Origin of the sequence: Ligilactobacillus sp., from assembly GCF_036846325.1 — a bacterium.
Taxonomy (GTDB): domain Bacteria; phylum Bacillota; class Bacilli; order Lactobacillales; family Lactobacillaceae; genus Ligilactobacillus.
In genome coordinates, this window is record NZ_DAIUCE010000111.1 from 1 (window position 1) to 5,322 (window position 5,322).

12 protein-coding genes are annotated in these 5,322 nt (G+C 45.2%); all 12 read left to right on the forward strand.

Annotated features, from left to right (window positions below):
• Positions 1-136 precede the first annotated feature (136 nt).
• Positions 137-364, forward strand: coding sequence for a hypothetical protein (locus V7Z60_RS08635; protein ID WP_334117424.1), 228 nt, complete (start codon positions 137-139; stop codon positions 362-364).
• A gap of 96 nt (positions 365-460) precedes the next feature.
• On the forward strand, positions 461-1,039 hold the full coding sequence (locus tag V7Z60_RS08640; protein WP_334117425.1) for a hypothetical protein: 579 nt from the start codon (positions 461-463) through the stop codon (positions 1,037-1,039).
• Positions 1,005-1,187 (forward strand): hypothetical protein, encoded by a 183-nt coding sequence (locus tag V7Z60_RS08645; protein ID WP_334117426.1) that lies wholly within the window; start codon positions 1,005-1,007, stop codon positions 1,185-1,187. Before V7Z60_RS08640 ends, V7Z60_RS08645 begins: the two co-directional genes overlap by 35 nt.
• Before the next feature lie 76 nt (positions 1,188-1,263).
• Positions 1,264-1,701, forward strand: coding sequence for an ArpU family phage packaging/lysis transcriptional regulator (locus V7Z60_RS08650; protein WP_334117427.1), 438 nt, complete (start codon positions 1,264-1,266; stop codon positions 1,699-1,701).
• A gap of 133 nt (positions 1,702-1,834) precedes the next feature.
• Positions 1,835-1,972 (forward strand): hypothetical protein, encoded by a 138-nt coding sequence (locus V7Z60_RS08655; RefSeq protein ID WP_334117428.1) that lies wholly within the window; start codon positions 1,835-1,837, stop codon positions 1,970-1,972.
• A gap of 258 nt (positions 1,973-2,230) precedes the next feature.
• Positions 2,231-2,416, forward strand: coding sequence for a hypothetical protein (locus V7Z60_RS08660; protein ID WP_334117429.1), 186 nt, complete (start codon positions 2,231-2,233; stop codon positions 2,414-2,416).
• Positions 2,400-2,726: a hypothetical protein gene (locus tag V7Z60_RS08665; RefSeq protein ID WP_334117430.1), complete on the forward strand. Its 327-nt coding sequence runs from the start codon at positions 2,400-2,402 to the stop codon at positions 2,724-2,726. Before V7Z60_RS08660 ends, V7Z60_RS08665 begins: the two co-directional genes overlap by 17 nt.
• 5 nt (positions 2,727-2,731) lie before the next feature.
• Positions 2,732-2,908: a hypothetical protein gene (locus V7Z60_RS08670; RefSeq protein ID WP_334117431.1), complete on the forward strand. Its 177-nt coding sequence runs from the start codon at positions 2,732-2,734 to the stop codon at positions 2,906-2,908.
• Positions 2,909-2,965: 57 nt separating this feature from the next.
• Positions 2,966-3,160: a hypothetical protein gene (locus V7Z60_RS08675; RefSeq protein WP_334117432.1), complete on the forward strand. Its 195-nt coding sequence runs from the start codon at positions 2,966-2,968 to the stop codon at positions 3,158-3,160.
• A 34-nt stretch (positions 3,161-3,194) separates the two neighbouring features.
• Positions 3,195-3,683 (forward strand): HNH endonuclease, encoded by a 489-nt coding sequence (locus V7Z60_RS08680; RefSeq protein WP_334117433.1) that lies wholly within the window; start codon positions 3,195-3,197, stop codon positions 3,681-3,683.
• Between the two features lie 160 nt (positions 3,684-3,843).
• On the forward strand, positions 3,844-4,293 hold the full coding sequence (locus tag V7Z60_RS08685; protein WP_334117434.1) for a phage terminase small subunit P27 family: 450 nt from the start codon (positions 3,844-3,846) through the stop codon (positions 4,291-4,293).
• A 14-nt stretch (positions 4,294-4,307) separates the two neighbouring features.
• On the forward strand, positions 4,308-5,322 hold a 1,015-nt coding region (locus V7Z60_RS08690), incomplete at its 3' end, for a terminase large subunit domain-containing protein (protein WP_334117435.1).

Sequence of the window (5,322 nt, forward strand, 5' to 3'; positions counted from 1 at the left end):
GGCGCGCGTCCCTTGGAGGGATGAAGTACGGGCAATTGATAAGGTGAGAGTAAAATTCACGTTGAGTTTTAAAAAAATGCAAAAAATTGAAATTTGAGCCTGTTTCAAGGCGGAAAATTACAAAGGAGATGTAATTTTGAAAAAGACATTGAAGGATTACTGCAGAAATCACAAGACAAAATACGGATTTGACAATCCGGTTGCACGTGAGGCAAGCTGCCTTGGCCATCTGGAAAGCTGGATTGAACAGGCGGTAAAGGAATACGAGAATTCGGGGCAGATAACCGCCGATACAAGACTCTGGCTCAAGACGAACCTCAAGCGAATGCAGGGGTTCCTGGACGAACTGGAGGAACGGCAATGAATGACATGAACAGATACGGGTGCCTGTTGTCGCTGGTGTTTCTTATCTGGGGAATGCTGATGTATCTGATGTGCAATTGGCTTGCGAGGTGAGACGATGGAAATGAGCAAGGGAGTGATGACATTGAAATTTGGAGAAGCAGTGACCATGATTGCTGACAGGTACGGTTGGAATGCATTTGACAATTTGAACGCAATCAATGATCCGGAACTTGTCACGGCGGTTGAAGTTGTCCGGACAGTCAGGAAGAAGGATCCTGTCAGGTCAACTGGCCCTGGTGCAGATTTGCGCCGCACACGTCCGCCACGCAAGGAACTTGAGAAAATGGTTGATAAGGGAATGACTTATGCCGAGATAGGCGAGGCAATCGGCTCCACTCCTGAAACGGCAAGCAAGACCGTTAGAGTGTATGGATTGTCAGACAGATACTGGCTTATGCACGGAAGGTACAATCTGATAAAGTCAGAGCCCTATCGCAAGTTGGTTGAGCAGAAAAAAGCCGAGCTGAAGTCCTTGATTGATCACGGAGCCACCGATGTTGCCATAGGTGCAGAGTTAGGAATGACCGTTGGGAGGGTCAAGTACTGGATTAAGGAATGGAATCTTGGGCGCAATAAGCGCATCACTAGAGGAAAGCAACATGGAAAAGCAAAGGTATGCCGTGAGAGTTACTGATACAAGGCGAATGTGGTATGCCAGAGGCGATAACGGGCAGTTGATGACCAGGATTGAAAACGGCATCCCTCATGGCAAGGATGACACGTGGACGTTTGAAGAGATTAATTCTCGGGGTCTTGACCAGATGGCACGAATCAGAATCTAATAAAAAAAGCCGGTCCTTAAAGCCGACTCTCTATGATATATCGCAATCTAATTATATCAAAAAAGGGAGTGGTGTTGTGGACGATTTACTGATTGAAATTGACAACATTGACTACAAAGCAACCGCAAGGAATGTGAAGGAGTTCCTGGACAAGAAACTTCCACGCATTCTCAGAATCGCAAATACGAGTCCGGCCAGCCTTGTGTCACCGAGTATCAGTGACATGCCAGTTGTGCGTGATGACAGCGTGAACAACAGCGAAAGAAAAGTGATCAGGTACATTGCGGCACGCGATATAATTGCCGGGGTATCTCATGCGTTCAGTCACTGCTCTCAGACATCATACTACATCCTCAAGGCACGATATGTGCAGGGCCTTGAGAACTGGCAGGTCATTGATACCATGTATTGTGAACGTGCAACGTACTATAAGCTGAGGGACAAAGCATTTAACGAGTTCGCCGACTGCTTTGAGATGCAGAAAGGGTGCCCTGATCTGCATGTATATCAATAGAATGATTATAAAAAACTGTAAAGGAGCAAGGCAACAAGCCTTGTTTTTTTATATTTTTAACAAAAAAATGCTTGAAAATCATTGACAATACACCTTGAAAGGTGTATTATATAATTGTAAGGAGGTGAGAGATTTGGGAAAGAAAGCCAAACAAAAAGAGCCCAACAAGGTTAAGATTTCAAGGTACGTTGCAATTGGCGCATGGGCCGCACCGGTTACGGTATTGCTTGAAATCGTCAAAGACATTGTTGACGCCCTTATAAATAAATAGTTTGGCAGGTAAGGTTGGCTATCAGCCTTACCTGTTTCCCATATCATAATATCATGAATAAGCAGGAAAAGAAATACTATTCCTCAGCTGCCATTGCAATTGCGTTAGCAGTGATACTATGGATTTTCAAGGTTGTCGTGATTGAAAAATAGACGATTGCCGGACAAATGCGAGACTAACATCATACACTTTGCAGACATCTCAGGTGGTATGATGATAGTATCGAAGGTTCGGCAGTCGGGAACAGGAGTGACCGTTATGTCAGAATTGTCAGATGCAAAGAAGAAAGCCAATAAAAAGTGGAACGAAAAGAACAAGGAGAAGTCAAGAAAGTATCAGTACAGATCCATGGCAAAGTCGTATGTCAGAAACTATGCCGATGAAAAGGACCTGCTTGAACTCAAGCAGATGATAGAGGATAAGCTTGATGGTGAATTACAGTGATGTATCTCAACTGGTAAGAGATGTTACGGAGCTTGTCAGAAAGTCCAGGGACGCTGAACTCATTGCGAAGGCAACCGAAATGGCCAAGGCAATCAATGAACTTGTTATTGAGAACATTGAACTTGAAAACCGACTCAATGAAAAATTGAATCTCAGAGAACGTGGCCGTATCAGTGATGATGGAAGAATGTACTGGGTAGAAGGTGAACACGTTCCGTATTGTAGTTATTGTTTTGAAGTTGACGGAATTGTGAAACATATGATTCCAAGTGATTACGGTTGGGTTTGCGAAAGAAATCATACGAGGTGATTAGATTGGAAGCTACTGAAGCAAGAGCTCTGGAAGCATTGAACAAGCTCATCAAATATAACAGGGATGTAAATCACAACTTATACGTTGACAGGGATTTGTTGGACATAACAATCAAGATTAACGAGCTTGTTGTTGACAACAGCAGAATGAGAGAACAACTAAGAAAACTGGATGAATAATTCAAGAGGTCAGTCTTAACGGCTGGCCTTTTTTGCAGCAGAGAAAGGAAGAGAATTTTGAAAGACACTGTATTTAGACGTGTGGTAATCAACCGCGAGGATAATAAAGTTGTTGTCGGCGCCACAGATGGAATGACGGGCGATGAGGTGTTTGAACTCGTTGCAGAAGGGCTTAGATCATTAAAGCAGCGGTATGAGGTTGATTCCAAAACAATGCTTGCATATCTTGAAAGTGTGATTGACGATGGGTAGATACAGACGCTGCCGTTATACTGGGTGTCATGCGATGGTAGCATACCCTGATCATTATTGCAGCGAGCATAGTCAGTATGAAGCCGGGTATATGGCCAGGCGGAAACAGTGGGGCGTCAGGAATCAGATGCGTGCCAAAAGACATAACCGGGAGTACAACCGGACAACGCGTGTGAGGGATGATGTCAAGGCAGAGCAGAATAAATTCTATCATACAAGACAATGGCGTTCATTGAGACACTATGTACTTGAACGAGATCATTATGTATGTGGATACTGTGGAGCATTCAATGCAGGAATCGTTGATCATATCGTGCCGATTGAATATGACAAGAGCATGATGACTGATGCAGACAACCTTACAGCATGCTGCAGAAACTGTCATATGACCAAGAGCAGATGGGAACGGGAATATTACGGGACTGGTTCACAGAATGAATTGAAGCAGGTCGGCAAGGTGACGGATTTGAAACTGTTGCGGGAGCTGCTGAAAAGCCGTGAGAGGCTTTCTAAGCGCTCTTAATCATTGTGAGTATAATCACACTCAATCTGTTTTATTTGTTAATCCCCCCGCCCTCATGCGCCGTGAGAAGAGCTACACACAGTGCCCTTTTCTTACGTCACGCAAACTTTTTGGAATTTTTAAAAAGGGGGGCTATCCCGGAGAAAGAGAGGTGAAAGTTGTGGCAGCTAAGCCATATTATCTGCAGAATGACGGCAAGGTTTCCAGAACTCCGCCTAGTTATCTGGGGGTTCTGGCCAAGGAATGCTGGCGCAGGATTGTGCCGTTCCTCGAAGCAACCGGGCGTGTTGAAAGAGTAGATACCAGTCTGGTTGAGCAATACTGCACACAGTACGAGATTTACAGAGTTGCCTATGAGGACATCAAGGAAAATGGCATTCAAACACCGATGTACAAGACGCTGCAGGACCAGATGGGCGAAATTATCGGCAAGGATTTCACAGGTTACAAGAAGAATCCGGCAGTTATGACGCTCAAGGACGCCAATAATCAACTCACAATGGTCGGCGGACAACTGGGACTGTCGCCCAAGGCCAGACAGGAACTGATGTCGATTGCGACAAAGAGTGACGCTAAATCAGCAACGGATGCACTCAAGGAATTCCTGTAATAGGGGGTGGTGAAATGAACAGAATCGATATGACACAGTCTCATGACGTCATTGGCGAATACAGGAAAAACAATTTTGACGCTGAGCGTCGCAAGTACACTGATGAAGGCACTAAGTACGCATTTGACGTTCTTGACGGGAAGATTGTAACCGGATATCTGATTAAGCTTGCTGCATTCCGCCACCTGAGAGACCTTCAGCGTCAGGGACAAGCTGATTTCCCGTATGAATACAGTCCAGGTCATGCGTCTAAACTGCTGAAGTTTGCGGCAATCTGTCCTAATGTTGATACGGGAGAGCCGACCAAGCTGATGCACTGGCAGGAATTCATCTTCTCAATGCTGTTCGGATGGCGCAACAAGGAAGGTGGCAAGCGGTTCACACGGGCAATTGTTTCCGTGGCACGTGGCCAGGGCAAGACGTATTTGATGGCGATTCTGATGTGTTACTCATACTTGATTGAAAGTCTCGGACTGTCCAATCAGGATTATCTGGTAGCGTCAATCAATTTCAAGCAGACAAACAAACTGTATGGCTATATCAAATCCATGCTGAGGCAGATAACCGCAACGGAGCCTTTCAAATCACTGGCTGAGGAAACCGAGCTGTCCACTCAGTCAGATCAGACTGTTCAGAAGAAAACAAATAATGTCTTACGTGCAATATCGTTTGAATCGGGACAGTTTGACTCGTTCCATTTCACAACCAGCATTGTTGATGAGATTGGCGAAATAAAGTCGCGTGAAAAGGTCTCAAAAATCGTTTCAGGCCAGGTCAAAGTCAAGAACAGGCAGTTCATTCAGATTTCCACTTCATATCCGGACCCGTCCGTGCCGTTCCATGATGATCAGAAGATGTTGCAACAGGCAATGGAACAGGACTGGAATCGTGAAGCCGACAGTTATCTCGGGCTGATCTGGGCACAGGATGATTTGGACGAGACGTTCAAGGAAGAAACATGGGTCAAGTCCAATCCGCTTCTTTATCTTCCGGATCAGCATGATGTGCTGCTGTCCGGCTTGAGGGATA